23 protein-coding genes and 4 pseudogenes are annotated in these 22,062 nt (G+C 39.5%); 11 read left to right on the top strand and 16 right to left on the bottom strand.

Translation table 11 applies throughout. From position 1 onward, the window contains the following. Nucleotides 1-124: 124 nt before the first annotated feature. The 3 genes and pseudogenes from AAHB12_RS32010 to AAHB12_RS28860 all read left to right on the top strand — a co-directional run. Nucleotides 125-274, top strand: a pseudogene (locus AAHB12_RS32010) (sunset domain-containing protein); the annotation flags it as partial. Between the two features lie 24 nt (nucleotides 275-298). Beyond that, nucleotides 299-775 (top strand): hypothetical protein, encoded by a 477-nt coding sequence (locus AAHB12_RS28865; protein WP_342048581.1) that lies wholly within the window; start codon nucleotides 299-301, stop codon nucleotides 773-775. 80 nt (nucleotides 776-855) lie between these two features. Beyond that, nucleotides 856-1,098, top strand: a complete 243-nt coding sequence (locus AAHB12_RS28860; RefSeq protein WP_342048580.1) for a hypothetical protein — start codon at nucleotides 856-858, stop codon at nucleotides 1,096-1,098. A gap of 399 nt (nucleotides 1,099-1,497) precedes the next feature. Here the strand turns inward: AAHB12_RS28860 and AAHB12_RS28855 are convergent, their stop codons facing one another. The 8 genes from AAHB12_RS28855 to AAHB12_RS28820 all read right to left on the bottom strand — a co-directional run bounded on the left by AAHB12_RS28855 (nucleotide 1,498) and on the right by AAHB12_RS28820 (nucleotide 8,250). Continuing rightward, on the bottom strand, nucleotides 1,498-2,136 hold the full coding sequence (locus AAHB12_RS28855) for a hypothetical protein (protein ID WP_342048579.1): 639 nt from the start codon (nucleotides 2,134-2,136) through the stop codon (nucleotides 1,498-1,500). A gap of 16 nt (nucleotides 2,137-2,152) precedes the next feature. Further along, on the bottom strand, nucleotides 2,153-2,392 hold the full coding sequence (locus tag AAHB12_RS28850; protein WP_342048578.1) for a hypothetical protein: 240 nt from the start codon (nucleotides 2,390-2,392) through the stop codon (nucleotides 2,153-2,155). 708 nt (nucleotides 2,393-3,100) lie between these two features. Continuing rightward, nucleotides 3,101-3,925, bottom strand: a complete 825-nt coding sequence (locus tag AAHB12_RS28845; protein WP_342048577.1) for a DUF4037 domain-containing protein — start codon at nucleotides 3,923-3,925, stop codon at nucleotides 3,101-3,103. Between the two features lie 545 nt (nucleotides 3,926-4,470). After that, nucleotides 4,471-4,845 carry a MaoC family dehydratase gene (locus AAHB12_RS28840; protein ID WP_342048576.1) on the bottom strand — a complete coding sequence of 125 codons (375 nt, stop codon included), beginning with the start codon at nucleotides 4,843-4,845 and terminating at the stop codon, nucleotides 4,471-4,473. Further along, on the bottom strand, nucleotides 4,812-5,153 hold the full coding sequence (locus tag AAHB12_RS28835; protein ID WP_342048575.1) for a hypothetical protein: 342 nt from the start codon (nucleotides 5,151-5,153) through the stop codon (nucleotides 4,812-4,814). Before AAHB12_RS28835 ends, AAHB12_RS28840 begins: the two co-directional genes overlap by 34 nt. Next, nucleotides 5,150-6,244 (bottom strand): acetyl-CoA C-acyltransferase, encoded by a 1,095-nt coding sequence (locus AAHB12_RS28830; protein WP_342048574.1) that lies wholly within the window; start codon nucleotides 6,242-6,244, stop codon nucleotides 5,150-5,152. Before AAHB12_RS28830 ends, AAHB12_RS28835 begins: the two co-directional genes overlap by 4 nt. Beyond that, on the bottom strand, nucleotides 6,241-7,689 hold the full coding sequence (locus tag AAHB12_RS28825) for an AMP-binding protein (protein WP_342048573.1): 1,449 nt from the start codon (nucleotides 7,687-7,689) through the stop codon (nucleotides 6,241-6,243). Before AAHB12_RS28825 ends, AAHB12_RS28830 begins: the two co-directional genes overlap by 4 nt. Beyond that, nucleotides 7,690-8,250 carry a biotin transporter BioY gene (locus AAHB12_RS28820; RefSeq protein WP_342048572.1) on the bottom strand — a complete coding sequence of 187 codons (561 nt, stop codon included), beginning with the start codon at nucleotides 8,248-8,250 and terminating at the stop codon, nucleotides 7,690-7,692. It lies immediately after the preceding gene. A 265-nt stretch (nucleotides 8,251-8,515) separates the two neighbouring features. Between AAHB12_RS28820 and AAHB12_RS28815 the strand changes: the two are divergent. The 5 genes and pseudogenes from AAHB12_RS28815 to AAHB12_RS32005 all read left to right on the top strand — a co-directional run. Further along, nucleotides 8,516-9,223 (top strand): annotated as a pseudogene (locus tag AAHB12_RS28815) (IS6 family transposase). A gap of 165 nt (nucleotides 9,224-9,388) precedes the next feature. Continuing rightward, the gene (locus AAHB12_RS28810) at nucleotides 9,389-10,405 is read left to right on the top strand and encodes an AI-2E family transporter (protein ID WP_342048571.1); all 1,017 of its coding nucleotides are present in this window, start codon (nucleotides 9,389-9,391) and stop codon (nucleotides 10,403-10,405) included. A 148-nt stretch (nucleotides 10,406-10,553) separates the two neighbouring features. Continuing rightward, nucleotides 10,554-11,723, top strand: a complete 1,170-nt coding sequence (locus tag AAHB12_RS28805) for an MFS transporter (protein WP_342048570.1) — start codon at nucleotides 10,554-10,556, stop codon at nucleotides 11,721-11,723. 200 nt (nucleotides 11,724-11,923) lie between these two features. Beyond that, a complete protein-coding gene (locus AAHB12_RS28800; RefSeq protein ID WP_342048583.1) occupies nucleotides 11,924-12,229 on the top strand; it encodes an HU family DNA-binding protein in 306 nt (101 codons plus the stop codon). A 91-nt stretch (nucleotides 12,230-12,320) separates the two neighbouring features. Next, a pseudogene (locus AAHB12_RS32005) lies at nucleotides 12,321-12,419 on the top strand (cytochrome P450); the annotation flags it as partial. A 145-nt stretch (nucleotides 12,420-12,564) separates the two neighbouring features. On the opposite strand, the gene AAHB12_RS28795 reads toward AAHB12_RS32005, so the two are convergent. The 3 genes from AAHB12_RS28795 to AAHB12_RS28785 form a co-directional block, all read right to left on the bottom strand. After that, nucleotides 12,565-12,762, bottom strand: coding sequence for an alpha/beta-type small acid-soluble spore protein (locus tag AAHB12_RS28795; protein WP_342048569.1), 198 nt, complete (start codon nucleotides 12,760-12,762; stop codon nucleotides 12,565-12,567). 440 nt (nucleotides 12,763-13,202) lie between these two features. Then, nucleotides 13,203-13,547 carry a YolD-like family protein gene (locus AAHB12_RS28790; protein WP_342048568.1) on the bottom strand — a complete coding sequence of 115 codons (345 nt, stop codon included), beginning with the start codon at nucleotides 13,545-13,547 and terminating at the stop codon, nucleotides 13,203-13,205. A gap of 15 nt (nucleotides 13,548-13,562) precedes the next feature. Beyond that, on the bottom strand, nucleotides 13,563-14,831 hold the full coding sequence (locus AAHB12_RS28785) for a Y-family DNA polymerase (protein ID WP_342048567.1): 1,269 nt from the start codon (nucleotides 14,829-14,831) through the stop codon (nucleotides 13,563-13,565). A 499-nt stretch (nucleotides 14,832-15,330) separates the two neighbouring features. On the opposite strand from AAHB12_RS28785, the gene AAHB12_RS28780 reads away from it, so the two are divergent. Then, nucleotides 15,331-15,528, top strand: a complete 198-nt coding sequence (locus tag AAHB12_RS28780; RefSeq protein WP_342048582.1) for an IDEAL domain-containing protein — start codon at nucleotides 15,331-15,333, stop codon at nucleotides 15,526-15,528. Between the two features lie 165 nt (nucleotides 15,529-15,693). On the opposite strand, the gene AAHB12_RS28775 is transcribed toward AAHB12_RS28780, so the two are convergent. The 3 genes and pseudogenes from AAHB12_RS28775 to AAHB12_RS28770 all read right to left on the bottom strand — a co-directional run bounded on the left by AAHB12_RS28775 (nucleotide 15,694) and on the right by AAHB12_RS28770 (nucleotide 17,115). Next, on the bottom strand, nucleotides 15,694-15,999 hold the full coding sequence (locus AAHB12_RS28775) for a hypothetical protein (protein WP_342048566.1): 306 nt from the start codon (nucleotides 15,997-15,999) through the stop codon (nucleotides 15,694-15,696). A 25-nt stretch (nucleotides 16,000-16,024) separates the two neighbouring features. Then, nucleotides 16,025-16,135: pseudogene (locus AAHB12_RS32000) on the bottom strand (hypothetical protein); the annotation flags it as partial. Nucleotides 16,136-16,551: 416 nt separating this feature from the next. Next, nucleotides 16,552-17,115: a TetR/AcrR family transcriptional regulator gene (locus AAHB12_RS28770; RefSeq protein WP_342048565.1), complete on the bottom strand. Its 564-nt coding sequence runs from the start codon at nucleotides 17,113-17,115 to the stop codon at nucleotides 16,552-16,554. A gap of 118 nt (nucleotides 17,116-17,233) precedes the next feature. Here AAHB12_RS28770 and AAHB12_RS28765 point away from each other — a divergent pair, with 118 nt between their 5' ends. Further along, nucleotides 17,234-18,244, top strand: coding sequence for an NADP-dependent oxidoreductase (locus AAHB12_RS28765; protein WP_144556035.1), 1,011 nt, complete (start codon nucleotides 17,234-17,236; stop codon nucleotides 18,242-18,244). A gap of 132 nt (nucleotides 18,245-18,376) precedes the next feature. Then, the gene (locus AAHB12_RS28760; RefSeq protein ID WP_342048564.1) at nucleotides 18,377-18,676 is read left to right on the top strand and encodes a putative quinol monooxygenase; all 300 of its coding nucleotides are present in this window, start codon (nucleotides 18,377-18,379) and stop codon (nucleotides 18,674-18,676) included. 253 nt (nucleotides 18,677-18,929) lie between these two features. Here AAHB12_RS28760 and AAHB12_RS28755 read toward each other — a convergent pair whose 3' ends face one another. Continuing rightward, complete coding sequence (locus tag AAHB12_RS28755; protein WP_342048563.1) at nucleotides 18,930-20,360, bottom strand: IS4 family transposase; 1,431 nt, start codon at nucleotides 20,358-20,360, stop codon at nucleotides 18,930-18,932. Nucleotides 20,361-20,512: 152 nt separating this feature from the next. Further along, entirely contained in the window at nucleotides 20,513-21,694 is a 1,182-nt protein-coding gene (locus AAHB12_RS28750) for an MFS transporter (RefSeq protein ID WP_342048562.1), read from the bottom strand. Between the last annotated feature and the right edge of the window lie 368 nt (nucleotides 21,695-22,062).

Below are 22,062 nucleotides of genomic sequence, written 5' to 3'. Positions count from 1 at the left end.
TGCATATCCCAGGTGAAAAAAGAAAAGCCTTCGGTGTAGATCCGATAGGCTTTTGTGTTATGCAATTAGAAAAGTTATTTCTGAAGATGTCTATGAAGATGTCTATGAAGATGTGTCTGAGGATTGTGATATTAAAGGTAATGTGAGTCAAAATACAGGGGAAAAGATTTATCACATGCCAGATCAACAATTTTATGATGTGACCAATGCGGAAGAAATGTTTTGTACCGAAGAGGAAGCGCAAGATGCTGGATATCGAAAGTCATTGAGATAAAGGGCTTTCATAGGGGGATAAGAAATGAAAAGTAAGTGGATTCCATGGTTAGTTATTATTAATGTTGTATTTATTATCGCTTTAATAAGTGTAGTCGGCATTTTGATGATAGACAAAAAAGAGGAAGTTAAAACAGAGGATAGCACTCAAGAGGTTACCGAACCGGCAGCAACGTTTCCGGCACCTCAAGACGATAGCGCTATTATTGATGAATACAATAGAAAATACGGATCTAAATATGACATTGTGATTAGCATAAAGCCTGATTCAACATCTCTTTCGCAAGTTAAAAAGGTTATGGTGATTCTCGGTATACTTCAAGTCGATAAAATGGAAAAGGCTGGTCAAACGGATGAAATGTACAAAATTATGAAAAATGTGAGAGATGATCTTGTTAAAGATTTCGGTCAAGTTTCGGTTACATTCAGGGTTGGTTGGGAGAATGCACCTTTTTATATGTTTGATACTAACGGGGATGGTCATGAAATTCCAACAGAATGAAAATAGCTTATACATAAAATGGCGCTGGAAACAGCGCTCTTTTTTCTGAAATAAGCTCAAATAAAGGGGATATGACAGAAATGGAATTTAAAATCGCCGAAAGACACATTGATGCACTGTACGCCGCGCAAAGCCTGTTTGAGAAGCGCCTGAAGGATGCAAAGAGGGGGTATGCAGAATTCCAAGATAGAACAGACCGTGAAGGCGTTGTGATTGCTGAGAGTTATATGTACATGGTAGAACGGGACGAGAAACACCTTTCGGCATTAAATGAATTGCTAAAAGAGTGCGAAAGGAAGAAGTATGCTAAATATTTAAAGTAAATCGGCGGGGGAGCTTGCAGAAATGCAGCTCTCTTTTTTATGAATGGATAGTAAAATTTTCTCACAGTTGTATGTAGGATTATTGAAAACTATGTCATGTTTTCTTACGTGAAAATATAAAATCTGTAATTAAAATGCTACTCTGTAAATGGGTCGGGTGGCGCGCGTGGCTGCCAAAGGTATTAGCGTAGGTGGGGCTGGTACTAGGTAGGGCTGGGCTTATATAGTCTTTTCTACTAGATGAATAGGTTATCTCGAAAAGCTTTCCGGATTATGGACAGGCTTTTTTATTTGTTTTTTTGTGGCTGATTCCCCTATTATTTGACGGTGAGTGAAGCCGTACACAGTGGGAAAGCAGCCGTGACATAAGCTATTAAAGAGCGGGCCTTGCTTGTGGTATTACTTTAAGAGCTGTTCCAACAATGGATCAAGATTACCGGTTTGCTCGACTTCTTTAATTTCACGTTTCGTAATACCACTTAAATCATTAACAGGAGCATACCCATTTTTGAATTTAATCTGAACGGCTGTTCCTGCTGGTTGCGGTGCTTTCTGAGCGATTCCCGCACGGTGAAAGGCTCCAACAACGTAATTATGTACACGTTCTTGTTCCTGCATAAGTATATGCAAATCACGGACAGCACTCATGTATGCGGCTTTTCGTACCTTTAATTCATGTTCAATTTCTTGGGAATCCAGTTTCATTTGCGGCTGGATGGTTTCACGGTAGTAAGTGCCTAATTCCTGAACCTTCTGCTCTAAAGCTGCTGCTTTTGCCTCCTGAATAATAGGAATAAAGCTAGCAATCTTGACTAAACGGTCTTTGAAGCTAACATGCTGTTTTTCGAGGCTTGAAAAAGATGTTTCAATTGGCATTTCGAGGGCTTCCGCGCTTAGGGAATCGGTCATGGCTGTCTTTAATTCTTCAAGCTTGCCGCGCGTCTTTGCTTCCTCTTGGGTCAATTCTTTTGTGCGATTCTCATAGCCTTGTTCAACTTTAGAGATTTTATCTAAATAGCTATTAATATCATACTTCATGTCCTTCTCCCCCTTATCAAACCTCATCATAGCCAGCTTTCAACAAATCAAGCGCAGTTTGCTTTCGGTCTAGATTATCTTGCTTCAACATTTCCAACAAATCAGAGGAGTTATCCCTAATATGTCGCGCTTTATCAGTCTTTGATTGCCCGTAACCGTACATAAGCAGATGCAGAGGGGAAGACTTAATGCTTGGCTTTGCTTGCTTCTCCCTTTCAATTTGTTCCTCAATGAAATTAAAAAATCCTTCTCGCATTCTGAAAGTCTCCAATTTAGTTTGAATTTGATAGTATATATGCCAGCGCTGCCAATAAATCGCGTGGCGTGTCTGCTTGTCGGAATGCCTCTATTAACTTTTGGGGTTCTGGTGTAAATACAATGAAAGTTTGAAAAAATAAGTGGACTTCTTTCGGAATCTTACCTTATGCTGTAAGTCCAGTATCGGCGTCGGTGCGATCAGGGGAAAAGTATCTTTGGAGAATGCCAAGTTATAATGGGCAATCAGGCATAATTTGTATGGGAAGTTGCTAATTTTACAGTAACAAAAACGGTCTATTTAGGTACAAATCCAATCTTGCTTTATTTTCATGCAAAACACGCTAAATATGGTGTAACAAAATACTGTCACATAATTCCTGTGTAACAATATTTATCTAAAACCCTTTGTGATATGCCTAAATTTGCTTGTTGTTTCGCTATTAGAGATGCTTACTTTGCTCCTAGTTACAAGAACGTTGGGACTGGGTCTATATTTGTGCAGTAGCTATGTTTATTCTAGACAGTTATAGGGGTCATATGGCTTAAGGCAAGATGACACTTACATACATCTTCTCACTATTTGTAGTTTATGAGTTCTATTGTGTGTAGTAGGATATATACGTCAGAAGTTCACTAATAACTCCTAATAAATTCTTTCAGGTTCATATCCCACTCTTCTTTCAAATATCTTGTAAGAACTTAGATATTACTTACCAGTTAATTGAAGTTTTTGCACCTGAATTAAATTGTCTAAGTTATCAATCAACTTATTTATTTCAACCAAGATTCTTTCATCAAAATTAGAGATGCTACTCAGTAAATCATTTAAATTTTCTTCCATATTGAAAGGGAGTTTAGTCGCCCTCTCTGTTAATATTTTTACTAATTGTTTTTCTCCAGGATGTGGCATTTCATTTATCGCAAACAAAATATCAAAATAGCTTGCTAATAAAGCGGCTATTCTATGGTTAACACTTATATAATCGTTTCTCTTAAGTGCTTTTTCTATTTGAAAATAATAAGCAGGCATCTGTTCTCTTAATAAAGGATAATTTTTCCTTATAATATTTAACTTTAATGCTTCGGGATATTTTATATTGTATTTTTGTTGAAGTTTTCTAGCTTTTTCATGTTTATCGTAAAGTATAACGGATGTTATGAAATTACTCCAAAAACAAGTTGTATATCCAACATCTGCTTGGTATTTAAATAGTATTCTCTCAAGTTGTACATCAATCCAATCAAAATCTCGGTATATAATTTCGATTGGGATATTTCCATCTCTTATGATTCCATCATCTTCTGTCTCCCAAAATTGATTATTAATCTCTATATAATCACAAAATTCCCTTGTGATTTCTTCTCTTTTTACGATGGGAATTTCTTTGTTGGAGTAGATATATAGGTCATAATCAGAGTTTTCATCTTGAATGTTGGTTGTATGGGAACCCGCAAGTAGTATTGCTTCTACCTCCTGTAATTGTGAAAATTTATTTACAATAGCATTTAATGTTGAATAGTCTTTAAACATTTCTCTGGCCTCCTCTTTAATTTGGTGAATTATTTTTTACCCAATTTTCCTATTTCTCGTTTTTCTCCTTAAAATTATGTACATTTTATCAACAACTCCTAAAATAAAAAAAGTACAACCTTGGAAGGGACCGAGGTTGTACTTTTTAAGGTATCATTGCCTTCAAATTTTTGGTTATTATCATTAATTCATATTCTATATTTATTTACGTTTTCCTCCAAAGCCATGTATGTATTGATAATAAAAGTATGACAACATTTGTTCCTGTTACACATTAGTTTATATTGAACAAAAAAAGACCGTGTTCCTTTTTATTGGAACACGGTTTTATCAATTTTAACAACTTCTATCCTTTTTATACCAGTAGCATAGCAAGAAAAGTGCCTAAAGGTATATATGTTTGTTGGGACGTTTCTAAAGTGTATTTCCTACCTTTAGGGACTGTGCAAGGTATGTAGTTTTACAGAATGTTTGTGCGTGCCAAAAGGTATACCTTTTGAAACGAAACAAAAAGAAGAATCTAATTGATTCTCCTTTTAGTACAATTACGATGCTGCTTCCTCCAATTTTAATTGTCCCCTAACTACGACTTCCTTTCCATTTCTACCTACGATGACAAGATAGGTAGACTCATTTTCCTGCTTCATTTCCGCAGATATATGAATTGTATCGTTCATAAATATTGGTTTTAGAAATTGCATCTCATACGTGGAAACCTTCCTCTCTTTTTCGATAAAAGAAGAAGCGATATCCAATGTAAGACCCATTGTTAACATTCCATGGGCAATCGGTGCTTTAAATCCGAAACGTTCTGCTTCCTCTTGATCCAGGTGAATTCGATTGAAGTCTCCTGAGAGAAACGCATACTGCTCAATTTTTTCTTCCGTTATGGTAAACGTACGACTAATTCGGACACACATCGAAAACACTCGCTTCCTTCCAAGTTATATCCTACGAGAGATTGGGTGTAAAGCGTATACTTTCCTTTTTGTGTTTCGTGATCAAGTGTGACTACACAGCGATAGCTTTCCCCAATGGAAAGTTCCTTGGTACAAACACAGGTCTGTTTCCTGTGAATTGGCGCGCTCTTGTAGTCCCATGGAACCTTGATATAACGATAAAAGATCATCGGAAAGATTGGCGGTAACCTGTTTTGTTTTCCAAAAATAGTTTCATAGTTTCGGACCATTTCCTCTGTTATCGTAACTAAAGTCACATCTGTTTTCATATCATACTCTCCCATAAAACAGCAATTCCAATTCCCCCGCCAATCCCTATCGCAGAAATAGTGTAGTTCGCTTTGTAACGCTGTACTTCATAAAATAATCTTGTTACCAAAATAGCTCCTGATGCCCCATAGGGATGACCTAAGGCAATAGCGCCACCTTCTATGTTTAATTTTTCATAAGGAATTGAAAGCTCACTGGCACATGCAACTACTTTTGAAGCAAAGGCTTCATTTAATTCAAACAGATCGATATCCCGAATCGATAAAGAATGCCTAGATAATAATTGGGAAACGGCAGGAATAGGACCAATGGCTGGATAGTTTGGGTTCACTCCTGATACTACACTATCGACAAACCGCATGATTGGTTGGTATCCTAATTCCTTGGCCTTTTCCTCACACATGACAAGAACTGCCGATGCCCCATCATTAATTCCACAACAGTTTCCCAACGTTACCGTCCCACTTTCCTTAAAACAAGGAGACAATCGACGTAACATTCTCTCATAATTAAGCTTTGGATTTAAACTTTCATCTTGCAAGGGAATATCAGCAATTTTAACGAGTTCATCAGAATAGTAGTCATTTTTTAATGAATGAATGGCCCGTTGATAACTTAGCAGAGCATAATCATCCTGCATCTGCCGTGTAATCCCGTATTTTTCAGCTACATGTTCTGCAGCAACGCCCATATCAGGGTCTCCAATCTGTTCCGGTGAAAAACGCGCCCGTTTATCGTACGGAGATTGACTGGTACTTTCAACACCACCCGCAATATATATTTGCCCTGCTCCGCCTTGAATCAGATAACAAGCAAGGCGAATTGCTTCTAATCCAGAGCCGCATTGCCTGTCGATTGTCATACCAGGTACAGTATGAGACAGACCGCTCTCCAATCCGGATAATCTTGCAATATTACCTCCAGGCCCCACCGCATTTCCAAAAATAACTTCATCAACCTGTTCAGTCAGATCTTGAACAATGTCTCTAATAACAAAAGCTGCTAATTGTTCGGGGGGATACTGTTTTAAGATGCCGCCTTTTTTTCCTATTACGGTTCTCTTTGCTTTGACGATGACTGCTCTCGTCATTCTAACTCCCCCTTCTCAAACCATTTTCTTACTTCTTGACGTGAAATCTTCCCTCCCGCTGTGTGGGGGAAATTTTCCACTTCTCTCCAAACTCGTGGAATTTTATAAGAAGATAGATTCTGAAGACAATAATTTTTTAGGGAGGGTAAGGACACATTTCCTTTAATGAAAGCAGCCACTTTCTCTCCCCAATATTCATCCTTGACTCCCAAAACAATCGCTTCTTCGACTCCCTCATATTTTATTAACACCTGTTCTATTTCTTGAGGGTAAATGTTCATTCCGCCATAAATAATCATATCATTTTGCCTGCCAAGAATGTATACATAACCTTCTTCATCTATTTCAGCTATATCATAGACTGTCGCCCAATCTCCCTGTAATACTTTTTTTGTTTCTTTCTCATTATTTAAATATCCATCAAAAAGCATTTTGCTTTTTACATATAAAACTCCCTCTTCTCCAACACCTACTTCTTCTCCTTTTTCATTGCGAATACTAATTTTAACATTATGAAATACTCTTCCAACTGAATCCGCATATTGGATTTGTTCGTTATTTTTTAAAACAGTAACAAAACTGAGCTCGGACGATCCGTAAAACTCATAAAAATTAGCGTTTGGAAATTGAAGGCGCATTTTGGTCTTCACGCTTGGCAGCCATTTCGCCCCTGTAGATATAAAGGAAACTGATTGTTCATTATAATGTCCTTCATTTAATAGCCCTTGAATCATTGTAGGGACTACATACACTCTAGAAATCGGATAGTCGTGTAGGAAATCCATCAAACGCGCTGGCGAAAACTTTGTCAGCACGTAAATCGTGCCCCCTAAAAATAAGGTACTTAAAGCTCCATATAAAAAGGTAGAATTTATAAATGAACCGGGAATTAACACATGTTCTTTCTCCGTCATCCCGAGATCTATTTGATTACATCGAAAACTTTCTACCCATGAAGAATGGGAGCGTATGAATGCTTTTGGCTTTCCTGTTGAACCAGAGGTAAAACCAATGTAAAAAGGAGCATTACCGTCATCTCCTTGAAAATCACTGGTGGAACATAGCCATTCCTCAATCTCATCTGAAAAAATGGTTTTTATTGAGTGCTGATGAAAATATCCCTTCATCTTTTCATCAGCAATGATAAGATCAGGAGTAATTTGTTGAAGCCGTTCCTCTATTTCCTGCCCTTTCCACCTTATATCACCGACCATACTAGCCCAGCCAGCTTCACTCGCTCCAGCAAATAGCTGTAAAAACAAGCGTCCATTTGGCAAGAATAAGGAAACTCTTTTATAAATCGCAGTTTCTTTATGAAAAGAGGCCGCTGTTCGCTGCACTAAATCATACCATTCACTATATGGAACTATTTCTTTATCTGTTACGATGGCAGGCCGATTGTTATTTATTTGAGCATATGTTCTATAAGTGCTGGTAATTCTCATTTAGGCCTCCAGTTTTTCTGAAATTGGGATAGATTTTTGCAACTTAACAGCAAGTAAGGAAGCAAAAATCACTTTCATAAAATCACCCGGAAGATACACTAGGCTAAGAATAACAGTTTTTGCAATAGGAATATTCATCATAAAGGCCTGAATCGGGATACCTAATAAATAAACAACAAGAATACCACCAAAAATATTAACAAGCAAAACCTTAACAAATGATACGTTTTTCATACGATAAGATAAATATCCAATCATATAAGCACCTACGACCCAGCCCATAAGATACCCTCCTGATGGACTGAAAAATACACCGATTCCTCCCCGTCCTCCGGATAGTAGAGGTAAACCTGTCATCACTAATAATAAAAATAGGATTTGGCTAAAAGCCGCATATTTCGGACCTAAACGCGCTCCTAACACACTTCCTGATAACATAACACCTAACGTTTGTAAGGTAATCGGCACGGGAGAAACCCCTAAAAAGATTGGTGGAACAACCCCTAGTGCTCCCATAATTGTTGCAAACATAGAAACATAGACCATTTTTTTCAATCTCATTATGTTAACCTTCTTTCGATTTAAGTTAACATGATTATAAAACTCATCCTCTTTAATTGTAAAGATACATTACATCGAATACGTTATAATAATCTAGGAGATATCTGCAAGGAGGCGAAACAGAATATGATAAGAAGGGCCATTACATCAACCTTGTTTTATAGCATTAGTTGGTTCTGGTACAAAAGCCTCAAAACACTTGCAAGTAATCTCTAAATTTTGGACATGCTGATACTATTACTCTAAAAAAAGGGGCATGATCAGTATGGAAACCCAACATTTATTCAAATGGAAACATTATCAGCCTGACATTCTTTTGTTAACAGTGAGATGGTACCTACGGTACAACTTAAGTTTTCGTGATTTGGTGGAAATGATGGAGGAGCGTGGCTTATCCATGGCTCATATAACGATTATGCGTTGGGTTTATCAATATGGACCGGAATTAGATGAAAGAGTACGATGTCATCTTAAGCCAACAAATGATTCCTGGAGAGTCGATGAAACGTATATCAAAGTAAAAGGTCAATGGATGTACTTATATCGTGCAGTTGATTCAGAAGGGAATACCATTGATTTTTATCTAAGTGAATCAAGAGATAAACAAGCAGCCAAGCGCTTTTTCAAGAAAGCCTTGGCTACTTCTCATGTTTGTAAACCTCGCGTCATAACAGTGGATAAAAAACCAGCTTATCCTGTAGCGATTCAAGAGTTAAAAGAAGAGAAACATATGCCTGAAGGCATCCAAATGAGACAAGTGAAATATCTCAATAATATCGTAGAACAGGATCATCGTTTTATAAAAAAGCGAGTTCGTTCGATGTTAGGATTGAAATCATTTCGTACAGCTACTTACATACTGAGTGGCATAGAAGCCATGCATATGATGAAAAAGAAGTAGGTTCATCAGGGGGTGAAGTCTGCCCAAAATCAAAAAGAATTCATCCATAAATTGTTTGGATTAGCTTCATAAGTTAGCAATTTAAAGGAAACTCACACTCTATGTTTCTAACGAATGATTTTTGCACCAGAACCCTATTAAGCAACAATGGAAATAACAACTTTTCCAAGGAATGAAACTTTGGAAAAAGGATTATAACAGTAGAGAGCTATAAACCGTTTAGGAAAGAGGAGTTAAATGGACACATTGAAACGTTTTTTTCAGGAAGAAGGAGTAAAAAAGGTACTTGCCTTAATTTTGTTGGTTATCCTTTTGTGGAGCATCCGAGGATTGCTCAATCTGTTCTTATTGACGTTTATCTTTTCGTATTTGTTGAACAGTCTACAAAAGTTTCTGTACCGAGCCCTTTCAAACATCATACCGATTAAGGAGAAAGTCATGACGGTGGGAATGTATGCCATCATAGTATTTTTCATCGTTTTTGGATTGGCGACCTACATCAATCGTTCCGCAAAAGAATTAGTGGGAATCTCCCACAAACTCACTACGCTTAATGTTGACAAATACACCAATCAATTGAATCCACGGGTCGAATCCTTTCTAAAAGGATTAAATATCGAAGCGTATACGAAAGATACGGTGACAACCATTTTTCACGCAATCCCACATGTGAGTGAAGTGAGTATACAAGTGGTCATGGCTTTCCTGTTGAGCTTTTTCTTGTTGCTCGGGAAAAGGGAAATCGAGCGTTTTTGTAACAAACTGGAAACCAGTAATGTGAGTTTTCTCTATTCGTACTACAAATACTTGGGCATCAATTTTGCCAATACCTTTGGAAAAGTGCTTCAAATACAAATCTTAATATCTTTTATCAATGCGGCGTTGTCCACCATTTCCCTTGCCATTTTAGGGTTCCATCAGGTGATTGGTCTAGGGTTTATGATGTTTCTGTTCGGTCTCATTCCCGTGGTGGGAGCTATCATTTCGTTTATTCCGCTTGCCATTATCGGGTTCACTCTAGGGGGCGTTCCGAAGGTTCTTGCCGTCGTGGTGATGATTTTAGTTCTTCACGCCATGGAGAGTTATGTACTCAATCCGCGATTAATGGCACACGAAACCAAGCTTCCCATCTTTCTTGCTTTTTTAACCCTTATCATTTCGGAGCATTTCTTGGGGATTTGGGGAATGTTGTTGGGGATACCACTACTGATGTTCCTATTAGACCTTTTTCATATCAAAACACATGAAGAGTAGATAAGGAAAGTAGCATGCGGCAATCTTTTTCTTATTCGACTAACGGGCAGTATAACAAAATAATAAAAAAACTATAAAACTTACGTAAAGTCCTTTTTATGTCCCCTAGAGAATATACATGTAAAAATAATTGTAAATGGGGGATGTAATGGAGTTGCGAGGGAGAGTAAGTTTAAGTGTAGGTTGGATAACTTTGTTTCTAATGGGTACTGACTTATTTGTGATATCTCCGTTACTACCGTTCATTTCGGAAGCGTATAATGTTAGTTCAGCGATGACTGGATGGATGGTAACTGTTTTTGCGGTTACATATGCTTTTTCCGCTCCTTTCTTTGGGTGGCTTTCAGATAAAAATGGACGGAGAACATTTATTACGTTTGGCTTATTGTTGTTCGCTATTTCTAACGTACTAACTGCTTCTGTTCCTTCTTTTTTCTGGTTAATTGTTAGCCGTGTTTTAGCTGGTTTATCCGTTGCTTCAATTACTCCTTTGATATACGCAATCATTGGAGATACTGCGCCACCAAGTCGGAGAGGGACATGGCTTTCGATTGTTGTTTCAGGACATTTAACGGCTCTTTGGGCAGGAGTGCCATTCGGTACGTTATTAGAGCATTTTCTTGGTTGGCGTTCAGTATTTGTTGTAATGGCGATGATAGGGGCTGTATTGATGGTAGTGAATTTCAAAACATGGGAATCTATTCCTAAAAGTGATTTAACAAGAAATCTATTAGAAGGAAATCTGCTAAGGATACTTGGTTCGGTAAGTGTTACCATCATTTGGGCGATTTCAATGTATACCCTTTATGTTTACTTAGGTGCGGCTCTTTATTCTGAAAATAGATTCTCATCATCAGAAATTGCATTAGCTGTTACTTTTTATGGTGTCGGTGCTGTTTTAGGAAGTCTTACAAGTGGACAATTAACAGATAGGTTTGGAGAAAGGGAGATTTCAAAGGTTACGCTAGTTTTCTTGACTTTAATACTCGTTTGTTTAGGGGTATTCTTCTCATCTGGAGATTGGATTTATTTCTTTCTGTTTATATGGGCCTTGGTTGGGTATGCAGGATTTACATCATACCAAGCACGATTAGCAGTCGAATATCCAGAAGAACGGGGAATTGTTATGGCTTGGAATAATACAGCTCTGTATATTGGTATTACCATTGGTTCAATGATTGGTGGTTATGTCATATCTAATTGGGGATACACTTTCCTTCCATATGTTTGTAGCATTGCATCAGTCATTAGCTTTGTACTTAGTACCCAAAAGGTTCAAGAAACAAAAAAAGAATCAGCTTTTTCAACAGATACATGATCTCAGAACGAGGTCTTTTTTTTTCACTATTAGGTGTTATTGTTAAATAGGCTCAATTTACTTCCTCTAACGGAGATTATGTAAACCTGACTCGGAAAGAACATAAAACAACAGAAAGAAGGATTACTTTTTCTCTAAGAAAGATAAAAGAAGAGGTTTGAGTGGAAAAACATAGAAAAAGTATAGTAAGTCATGCATCTATACATAACTTTGGAGGACTTGATATGAACAAGACAGATCTTATTAACAATGTAGCTGAGCAAGCTGAACTCACAAAGAAAGACGCAACTAAAGCAGTAGATACGGTATTTGATACAATTTTCAGCGCATTAAAAACCGGAGATACTGTTCAGTTAGTTGGATTTGGCAACTTTGAAGTACGTGACCGAGCAGCACGCAGAGGACGTAACCCTCACACAGGTGAGGAAATTGAGATTGCAGCAAGCAAAGTGCCGGCATTTAAACCAGGAAAAGCGCTTAAAGAAGCAGTGAATCAAGATGAATAGTTTGACCAAGAGAAGAGCCCTCTATTTTCATCAAGGAAGGCTCTTTTTTATGTAAGTCATTTAAAGAGGTAGTGACAGCTACCCTGTCACTACCTCTATAGTAAAAATGCTCGAATATAAAATGATTCGAAATGAAAAGCCTGTTTTATTAAAAACAAATGCAATCACATATGTTGTGAGAAAAAAATAATCTATCATTTTCAAACCTAATGTTAAATAAGTTATATTTATTAATTTTCAATAACATTAATTATATGAATAAAATAGGCATGGTATCTAGGAGAAAAGAGAACCATGCCTGTTTGTTATTTACATGGAAGGCTTTTGTGTACGCATTAGTGGCGGAATCCACCAAGTTGCTGTTCAGCCATTGCTACAAGCCGTTTTGTGATTTCTCCACCCACAGAACCGTTTGCGCGAGAAGTAGAATCTGGTCCAAGTTGAACACCAAACTCGGTAGCGATTTCCCACTTCATTTGGTCTAATGCTGATTCTGCACCAGGGACAGTTAGCTGATTTCTGTTTCGAGCCATTATGTATCACCTCCTGTAGGGGTCTTGAACATATGATGTGCAAATAGCTAATATTTTATGAAAGAAATGTTTTATTTCTGTCAATAAGGAGGTTATCCTGGGGAGCTTGATTATGTGAACACGAATACTCTCCAGATTGATGAGCTGGAGAGTATTTTTTGTATAATCCTAGATACATTGAATCCTGATCATTATTTATTGTGTAAACCTAATATTAGTTCAGATAATATCTAAGTCGAGGAATAGCGCGGTATGGAAATTTAGAGGAGACCGAACTATTACTGGTGTATACATTGGATATTTAAAAATGAGGAAGAGGAAAAATTATATGATAGATATAAAGGTTGAAGATGAGATTGTAAAAGTGATAAATGATAGAGAAGAATGGGAACGAATGGAAGACAAGCATTAGGTATCATTTTAACGGAGTTAGAATACACCTAACTCCGTTCATTATCGAGTATGCTTATAGTAACAATTGCTTCTGAAGGTATGTAATGCACGTTTTGTTGAAAATCAATAAAGTGTATCTTCTGTTGAACTTCATTCCAATGATGAATTTTTCCTTCTACTAATAGGTTGTTTCCAGATTTATAATAAACAAGTTCTACAGCTTGATTATGCTCTAATGCACCACATATTATATAGTTGAATTGCTCTAGTGTTTGCTCGTCTATATAGGGTTCAACTATCTTCTGCTGTTCCATAAATAAATCGTTTAAGCCTGCAAACTGTTCTGGCATTGCTGCAAACGCCTTCCATTTGATCATTCCTCGATGTGCCAAAATGATAGCCTCCTTTTAACTCATATGTCCCCCTATAAAATTGTTTCGTTTTCTACCGGTAGCGTCTGGTAAATAGCTCGATGCGCGTAATAAGCTGTTTTTTCCATATTTTTTTCTTATTGCATCCATTGTTTTTGATAGGATTATCTCTCGTTGTATCTGTTCTTCGTCTCTAAACAACGACAGCTGCATATTGTTTTCATCCACCAAATTTGTGACGGTGACATGGATGATTCTTATCGGATCACCGCTATAATTTTCAGCTAATAAACGCACACAAACCTTATATAAATCCATAGTTAAGTTTGTTGGAGATTCTAAAGTGAAAGCCTTATTAAACCCTCCACCCACTTGTCTTGAATAGCCAATTTTCAATTGAATAGTTCGGCAACATTTATTTGCGTTGCGAAGCCGAAAACATACCTCTTCTAATTGTTCTAAAATGAGGACTTCAATTTCTTTTAAGTTTGTGTAATCGCGCAATAAAGTTTGGCCTTTTCCGATTGAAACCGATTGTGGCTGGTATTGCTCTGAAATTCGACTAAAATCTATACCATGAGCATGCTCCCACAGCTCCCTACCCATAACACCAAATCTTTTTTCTAACATGCGCACAGGATGCTGTGCTAGTCCTCCTACTGAAAATATCCCCATCATATTCAGCTTTCGTTCTAATTGAGGACCAATTCCCCACATCTTGCTTAGCGGTGTTATTGGCCAAAGTTTTGTAGGGACATCATCATAGTTCCAATAAGCAATTCCAGAAAAAATACGCTTTGCCTCATTATCTAAAGCTAACTTTGCAAGTAATAAATTTGGTCCAATTCCAACACAGGAGGAAATACCAGTTTCCCTCTTTATGCTTTCAATAATTTTTGTAGCTAATTCAGCTGGTGATTTTGCGAATAAGTGTAGGGAGTGAGTCACATCAATTAGTGCCTCATCTATGCTATAAGCGTGAAAATCTTCAATAGGAACATATCGCAACAATATTGAAGAAATGTGATTAGATACCTTTATATAATGAGCCATTGAAGGATTAACAATATGTATGTCCTTTCTCCTTGGAACCTCATATAATCGAGATCCTTGCTTAATTCCGAGATCTTTTAATGGAGGTGTGGCTGCAAGAACAATTGATCCCTCTCTCTCTGTATTGCCAACTACCGCTAATTTATGTTTGAGAGGATCTAAACCTAAACTCAAGGCTGAACAGCTTGCATAAAATGATTTTAAATCCACACAAAGTATGAGACGTTTTGGCATTATGGAGTAGTTATACATATGATCACCTTCTTAGAACGTTCGTTCTTAATTATAAAGGAACATAAGTTCTGTTTCTACTCATTTTATGTTTTTTGCCTTGTTTTAATTCATAAAAGACATTAAAAGGAACAAATAAATAACACCCCTCTAACCTAGTGGGGAGCTGAGGAGTGTTTTTATTTGGCTCTGGTGCAAATATAACGACAGTTTGAAAAAATGAATTGTTACGTATTTTTGTTACGCTCTTTATGCGATTTTGCTAGACTGGAGCTGTTCATAAATCCATCGTAACAAAAACGTTCGTTTTTGTTACAAGAAGGTCATTTTATCGTTTTGGGATGCTATAAAAATTTTAGCTTGATGGCTATGCGGCACTACCCCTACTTTAAAAAGTTCATAAAGTTGAATTTTGCAACGAATTCTTGTTTCTCTTACTCTTACAAATACAAAAAATGATATTAGAATATTCAGAAAAAATACGGTATAATAGAAAAAAGGACAAGGAGTTGATTTCTTGATGGAAAATAATTTACTTAGTGTATCAAAACAATCTGAAGTAGAAGTCCTGGATTCTGTATATGCTAAAATGGTATTAGACAAAGCTCTTCGTGATTTTCGAAAGGAGCAAATCCAAAAAGAAATCGACCAATCATTACAAGATAGAAATAAAGAAGAATTCCTACGATTAACAGCGGAATTAAAGGATATTTCTTAAAATGGATTTATGTATATCGGACTGATTTTGAGATAAAGTAGACAAAACCATAACAAGAACAGGAAGAGGTAAAACACTTCTTCCTTTTTTCTATATCCAAATTAAAATGTGGATTGTGAAGGAATGTACTTAAACTATATGGCAGGTTAGTGAAAGAACGAATGCCTAATCGTTACGATTGTGCGCTATATTTTGTACTATTTTTTGTCCAATATGATAAACCATAAAGAAGTACCCGAGCGGCAAATCTTGCAAGGGCACTTTGTTTACAAAGGATAGCCATTTTTTTTGAGAATTACTAACCGTTCCAATCGTTCCAACCGTTCCAACAGTTGGAACAGCTAAAACAACTAAAACAACCAAAACAACCAAAACAACTAAAACAACTAAAACAACGCATGCCGCCGCAACGCATGCCGCCGCAACGCATACCACCACCGCAACGCATGCCACCACATCGCATACCGCCACCGCACATCATGCCGCCACCACAACGCATACCGCCACCGCACATCATGCCGCCACCACAACGCATACCGCCAAATTGACGCGGATCATTGAGGTTTGGATCAAAAGGAATTAACTCACCCACTTGAAAATTATCCATTCCTAACATTTGTAGTTCGTTTTGAAGATTCTGCATTTTTCCTCCCCTTTGTATTTAATAATCAGGTTAGTCCTACACCTGAATAGAGAGCTGAACGAGGGTAATTAGTCAGTTTTGTGTAATTGGAACCATCTTGTATGCGTGCACTCTCTTCAACAAATTATGATTCCTGTTAGGTCTCTGTTACTGATTTAAGTGCCTATTCCACGGTGAAGTATTTAAATTGTTGATTCAATGTAAGAAAACTAGGAAATAGAATGTGAAAGAATGCACTTAAAGTAACGGGTAGCGCTTGTTTAACAAAGGATTAATCCTTTATTTAATAAAAGCTATGTTAAAGTTTAATGTTGATTTAAGAATGTATTAAGGGATAGTCTATGCTATCCCTTTTTTAGTCCCACCAAATAGAAAGAACCTTATATCCTTCTTCTCGCTTTATTCGTCAAGATCGCGCTCGCGATAATACTGAAGAGATGCTCAGCTCGTGACGCGGACGAGGGTTGGTTACTGAGCCACGCAAGCGCAGCAGCTAGCGAGAACAGGTCATCACCATCCATGTCGGTACGTGCCAACCCCTCAGCCTGAGCGCGAGCGAGAAGTCGCGTGCCTGCCGTGCGCATCGTGACGCATGAAGCGTGGAGTGCGGACTCAGGATCCTCCTTGGCTGCCATCATCGTGTCCACAACACCTTGATAGTTGCCCGTGAATGCAACGACGTCGCGTAGCCACGACACGAGTGCATCATCGGGTGAACTCGCAGTTTCGAGCTCACGTGCCTTTGTCGTAAACTCGTCGAAGCTTGCGCGGAGCAAAGCTTCGAGCAGCGCCTCTCTCGTCGGGAAATGACGATACAGTGTGCCGAGCCCGACACCAGCTCGGCGAGCGATATCGCGCAGCGATGCATCGACGCCGTGCTCGGTTATAACGACGCTCGCGACTGCGAGTATGTGCTCATAGTTTTTCTTCGCATCAGCTCGCATCTGATTCCTCCTTGACAACCGGAGCGGTGCTCCGTATAATAATAAGCGGAACAGTGTTCCTTTTAAGTGGAGCACTGCTCTAAATAAGGATAACACATTTGTGTGAAAGGAGAAAGCGATGTCTACAAACACAATGAAGGCGATTCGGCTGCACAAATTCGGCGGCCCTGAGGTACTGCGTTACGAGGAGGCCCCGCTTCCCGAACTGAAACCGGGTGAGGTGCTTGTCCGTGTTCACGCGGTTGGCATCAACCCCCCCGACTGGTACCTGCGCGAGGGGTATAAGGATCTTCCTCCTGAATGGCAACCGGCGGTGTCCTTTCCCTTCATTCTGGGGTCGGACATGTCGGGCGTCGTCGAGGCGGTAGCCACGGATGTGCAAGGCTTCTCAATCGGCGATGAAGTTTTCGGCATGGTTCGCTTTCCTAGCATGGGGGAGAGCGCTGCTTATGCCGAGTACGTCGCCGCGCCAGCGTCGGATCTTGCACTCAAACCGGCTGGCATCGATCACGTGCACGCCGCAGGTGCACCGATGGCAGGTCTCACCGGATGGCAGTTCCTGATCGAGTTGGGGCACAATGAAGCGAATCCGTTTCAACCGGAGTCGCATCGCCCGCTGCCGCTCAACGGCAAGACGGTACTCGTCAATGGTGCCGCGGGCGGCGTGGGGCACTTAGCGGTGCAACTGGCTAAATGGAAGGGTGCGCATGTCATCGCGGTGGCATCGGGCAAGCATGAGTCGTTCCTGCGAGAACTCGGTGCCGACGAATTCATCGACTACACCAAGAGCCCTCCCGAAGACATCGCCCATGACGTTGATCTCGTCCTCGATACCCTTGGCGGTCCAACAACCGGTCGTTTCTTGCGTACGCTCAAGCGTGGCGGCGCTTTGTTCCCAGTGTTCATAGGCTTCTCCGACGCCGAGGAGGCCGCAAAGCTGGGCGTCACGGTATCGATGACCCAAGTACGCTCAAACGGCCCGCAGCTAGCGGAATTAGGGCGCTTGCTCGATGCCGGGACGGTTCGCGTCGCCATCGACAGCACGTTTCCACTTGCCGATGCTCGCAGGGCGCACGAACGAGCCGCCCGTGGGCACATTCAAGGCAAGATCGTGCTTATGGTTATGTAAGGACGACAGCTCGAATGATTATCGCACCCCTAGTGGAACGTCGCAAAACTTTGCGGTGTTCCACTAGCGAGGACCGCGAATGACTTTGAAAAAATTTGCTAATTAAATTCAGAAAAAAAAGGATGAACAACAATGATTATACTCATGGGTTACGTTCACGTAAATCCGTGTGATGTGAATGAGTTTACTACAGACGTTCAGGCCGTCGTTTCCAGCACGAGAGCTGAAAATGGATGCCTCTTTTATGCCTTTACTTTGGAAGATGCGCGCGCCGGACGCATGCTGACTGTCCAGCGGTGGCAAGATCAAGAATCGCTGACGGCCCATGTTGAAAGACATGAGTCGATGCCGTTTTTAAAAAAGTGGGGAAACAGGATGAGAATGGACATTCTAAAATACGATGCCTCGAACGAACGCTCGTTCATGGAGTAAAAGAGTGAGCGTCAAATCAACAACTCCAGTCTAAGACTTTATTTTCTTCGAACAGGTGGATGATCAACAAATATTCCTTAGCGTACGTTTTCCGCGTTATGTTGGCGGTACCCCATGCCTATCAAGCTAAGCATTAGTTATGTAACTACAACCAGCACAACTAGCCATATCATTAGCTGCTGTATAAGCCTTGTGCTTCTTTTTCTTAAAAATAGGCATGACAAATAAGCGTCCAATTTGGGCGTTTTTTTGCTTATGCAGCTGTTTTCATTTTCCTTCTTCGCTCGTATACAACACCCAGAATATCAAAAATGGTTTTCTTCTCATACCGGTGGGATTTTCGCCCGTTTTTCTCCAAGAGCTTGTACAGACGAAGAAGTATGCTTGTTAATTGCTGAACACCCTGTTGAATAGCTTGATACAGAAGCGGCAGATAGTCTTGTATCATATAGATCGCTTTGTATTCACTCAGCTCCTTTTTTCGTTTTCGCAGGAGTAACTCCCGCATTCGAAACATGGTTGAGGAGCAGATGAGAATGCGGATGAGTTGCCCATAGATATGGCACTCCAGCCGCTCTATCTTCACTTTTTTACATGCATGAATGGCAAAAAGGGATTTCCATGTTTTAAATAGAATTTCTATTTGCCAGCGCAGGGAGTAAAAGTCATGAATTTGGTTCATTTCTACATATTCCGCAGGAATATTCGTACAGTAGAGATTGATTGCACTGAGCCGTTTGCTTTTTTCTTTATAAATGATTCCCTTTTTCTTCTCCCTCTTTGCCATATCCTTTTCCCGGTTTTGCATTTGTTGTTTCGTCAGCCGATACAGAATCACTCGCGCGGGAAGCTTCTCATACATACCGATATAAACCTCTGGCAGTTCAATTGTTTCTCCAGGTTGTAGCGTTTCTAAAAACTGTTCTATATCAATTTGAATAAATTCAGTATGTTTCTTCACTGTTCCATTGCGGAACTTCTCAGGATTGGGATTTTTATAATAAATTCGAGTATTGAGCTTCAGTCTGGAGAGAAAGTATGCTTCTTTTTCAGCAATATGTCGGAAGTCCTCTAGCGAGAAATAACCGAGGTCTCCAATACGAACGTCATCTTTCTCCAAGGAATCTATGCAATGCGAACCATATACTTGATCATTTTCTTTTCCTTCTCCTACATGAAGATGAAGTACATTTCCGCTTAATAAGTCACATTCAAACTGAATTTTCACGCCAGCTTTATGAGCACTTCCACCTGCACCTGCATACTTGTCTTCAAATATATCGGGTAATTGAAATACAGTAGAATCTAGTATACGAATGCGACGAAAATGTTCCGTATGAACACCGGAAATAGCGGGCTGGGTCGCAATCTTCCCTTGAAGCAATTCAGTGAGAATATCGTGCAAGAGTTGGACAGCAGCAGGGTTAAATCGTTCGTTCAGTCCTTGTGGACTAATAAGTACATCTGTCACAGCCCCTAATGTGCTGCATAGTTGGTTGAGAGGGGCAGATGCAACTTCTTGACTGAGCCATACACACAGTGACACGAGATCTTGTCCAGTGTATTTACTTGTTCGGCGGACAAAGCCTACATCTTTCGCAAGTCTTTGAAGGATTTGAGGTGATAAATAACGATGTAATTCTTTTGAGAAAAATCGTAGTTCTCTTGACAGTGAAACATCCATAAAAAAACGCCATCCTTTTCAATGATTCTACGAAAAGAATAGCGTTTTTCTTGTTTTGAGGATAGGATTTTTCCTTGTCTTGATGGGCATGCGTCAGGACCACTAATAGATCTATTTTATATTCGTTAGAGTTTAAAGCAGATGAAGCTACGTTAACTTGTTTTGGAGGAAAGAGATTCAGTGTTCAGAGAGCGAAACTCTTTGTTTTTCAACAAACGTTTCACAAAAAAAGTGAATATCAACAAGGAAAACGCGACTGACACGGCGCTGACCGTGAACAATACCTGGTAACTCGTGTACTGGGAAACCCAGCCTAGCATGATCGCACCTAGCCCGATGCCGAGGTCGGCACCAGTCGAAAAAGAAGCATTGGCTACACCTGTACGTTCAGGACTGACAAGACGTATCGTTGCCGATTGAAGAGCAGGTTGCGCGGAACCGAAACCAATACCGAACATAACCGCCGAAATGATTACGCCGAACAAATTGGTCGAGAAACTCAAGACCATCAAAGCCGAAATCGTAATCACTAGTGCAGGTATAATGACAAACGTCTCACCGTACCGATCTGAAAGTTTTCCCGCAATGGGACGGATTAGGACAAGTGTGGCTGCATAAACCAGAAAGAATGTACCGGAATTGACCTTGATCGAGTCGGCAAATAGCGGTACAAAACTGGTAATGCCGCCATAAGCGATAAACAGCAAAAAGACTGATGCCGTAACGGGCAAGACCGATTTTTCAAAAAGTTCAATTTTCCTTGCATCCGTTTGAGGCTTAAAAGTCATTTTTGCACCGAACGTTAAGAACAGCGCTGCGGCAGAGAGGACGACTGCAAATAAAAATAGAGAATGGTACGAGAGGTTCTGTGTAACCCATAGACCGAACATCGGACCGATTGCCATAGCTAGAGTCATAGCCATTCCAGACCACCCCATACCTTCTCCGCGGCGGGTAGACGGAATCAAATCCGTAACAGCGGTGCTGATGGCGGTTGTGGAAACTGCCCAGGTCATCCCGTGCAATATTCTGAGGACCATTAAAACAACGATTCCGCCAATCCAATTGTACATGTACATTGATACAGAGAAGAATAGTAGTCCCCAGACGATAAATGGACGCCTACCAAACCGGTCCAACATCCCTCCGACAAACGGACGAAAAATAACGGAAGACAGCATAAACGCCCCCATCGCCAGACCTACCTGCGATTCGTTGCCACCTATCTCCTTAATAAACAGTGGCAGCGTTGGATACAGCATATAAAATGCAGTGAATAGGAAAAATATCCCTACGGTCATAAGAATAAACGACTTCGTCCATAAGCGTTCCACGTTTCATTCCTCCTTTAGTGAAAGTTCAGTGTTCCTTCTTTCATTTTAAGTTACATCGATTTAGCTAAATTCGAAGACTGTCAAAAAAAACAATATTGATAGATTAATCAACATCTATATATAACCAACTTGATTTTTCATCATACATATTACTTATTTGATTCCATCATATATGATATACCTGAAAATAAACATACATGATATAATTAAAACATCTATTATTTTGCTATTTTACGAAAACAGGGGGGACTTATGCATACCTATCAAGCTAACAAAATAGAGTACCCCCAAAACGATGAAAATGAGTAATTTGCACAAAATCTTCGTTCTGGGGGTATTCTTTACTTTTAACTTGATGGACATGTGGC

The organism is Bacillus sp. OTU530 (assembly GCF_038440375.1).
This window is presented reverse-complemented; position numbering and strand designations above follow the sequence as displayed.

Coding starts and splice junctions, on each gene's coding strand:
- AAHB12_RS28855 (WP_342048579.1), bottom strand. CDS start 2,136: ATGAAGTATGATATTAATAGCTATTTAGATAAAATCTCTAAAGTTGAA.
- AAHB12_RS28860 (WP_342048580.1), top strand. CDS start 856: ATGGAATTTAAAATCGCCGAAAGACACATTGATGCACTGTACGCCGCG.
- AAHB12_RS28765 (WP_144556035.1), top strand. CDS start 17,234: ATGTCTACAAACACAATGAAGGCGATTCGGCTGCACAAATTCGGCGGC.
- AAHB12_RS28785 (WP_342048567.1), bottom strand. CDS start 14,831: ATGTATAACTACTCCATAATGCCAAAACGTCTCATACTTTGTGTGGAT.
- AAHB12_RS28780 (WP_342048582.1), top strand. CDS start 15,331: ATGGAAAATAATTTACTTAGTGTATCAAAACAATCTGAAGTAGAAGTC.
- AAHB12_RS28770 (WP_342048565.1), bottom strand. CDS start 17,115: ATGCGAGCTGATGCGAAGAAAAACTATGAGCACATACTCGCAGTCGCG.
- AAHB12_RS28825 (WP_342048573.1), bottom strand. CDS start 7,689: ATGAGAATTACCAGCACTTATAGAACATATGCTCAAATAAATAACAAT.
- AAHB12_RS28845 (WP_342048577.1), bottom strand. CDS start 3,925: ATGTTTAAAGACTATTCAACATTAAATGCTATTGTAAATAAATTTTCA.
- AAHB12_RS28835 (WP_342048575.1), bottom strand. CDS start 5,153: ATGAAAACAGATGTGACTTTAGTTACGATAACAGAGGAAATGGTCCGA.
- AAHB12_RS28865 (WP_342048581.1), top strand. CDS start 299: ATGAAAAGTAAGTGGATTCCATGGTTAGTTATTATTAATGTTGTATTT.
- AAHB12_RS28805 (WP_342048570.1), top strand. CDS start 10,554: ATGGAGTTGCGAGGGAGAGTAAGTTTAAGTGTAGGTTGGATAACTTTG.
- AAHB12_RS28840 (WP_342048576.1), bottom strand. CDS start 4,845: ATGTGTGTCCGAATTAGTCGTACGTTTACCATAACGGAAGAAAAAATT.
- AAHB12_RS28830 (WP_342048574.1), bottom strand. CDS start 6,244: ATGACGAGAGCAGTCATCGTCAAAGCAAAGAGAACCGTAATAGGAAAA.
- AAHB12_RS28810 (WP_342048571.1), top strand. CDS start 9,389: ATGGACACATTGAAACGTTTTTTTCAGGAAGAAGGAGTAAAAAAGGTA.
- AAHB12_RS28850 (WP_342048578.1), bottom strand. CDS start 2,392: ATGCGAGAAGGATTTTTTAATTTCATTGAGGAACAAATTGAAAGGGAG.
- AAHB12_RS28755 (WP_342048563.1), bottom strand. CDS start 20,360: ATGGATGTTTCACTGTCAAGAGAACTACGATTTTTCTCAAAAGAATTA.
- AAHB12_RS28795 (WP_342048569.1), bottom strand. CDS start 12,762: ATGGCTCGAAACAGAAATCAGCTAACTGTCCCTGGTGCAGAATCAGCA.
- AAHB12_RS28820 (WP_342048572.1), bottom strand. CDS start 8,250: ATGAGATTGAAAAAAATGGTCTATGTTTCTATGTTTGCAACAATTATG.
- AAHB12_RS28760 (WP_342048564.1), top strand. CDS start 18,377: ATGATTATACTCATGGGTTACGTTCACGTAAATCCGTGTGATGTGAAT.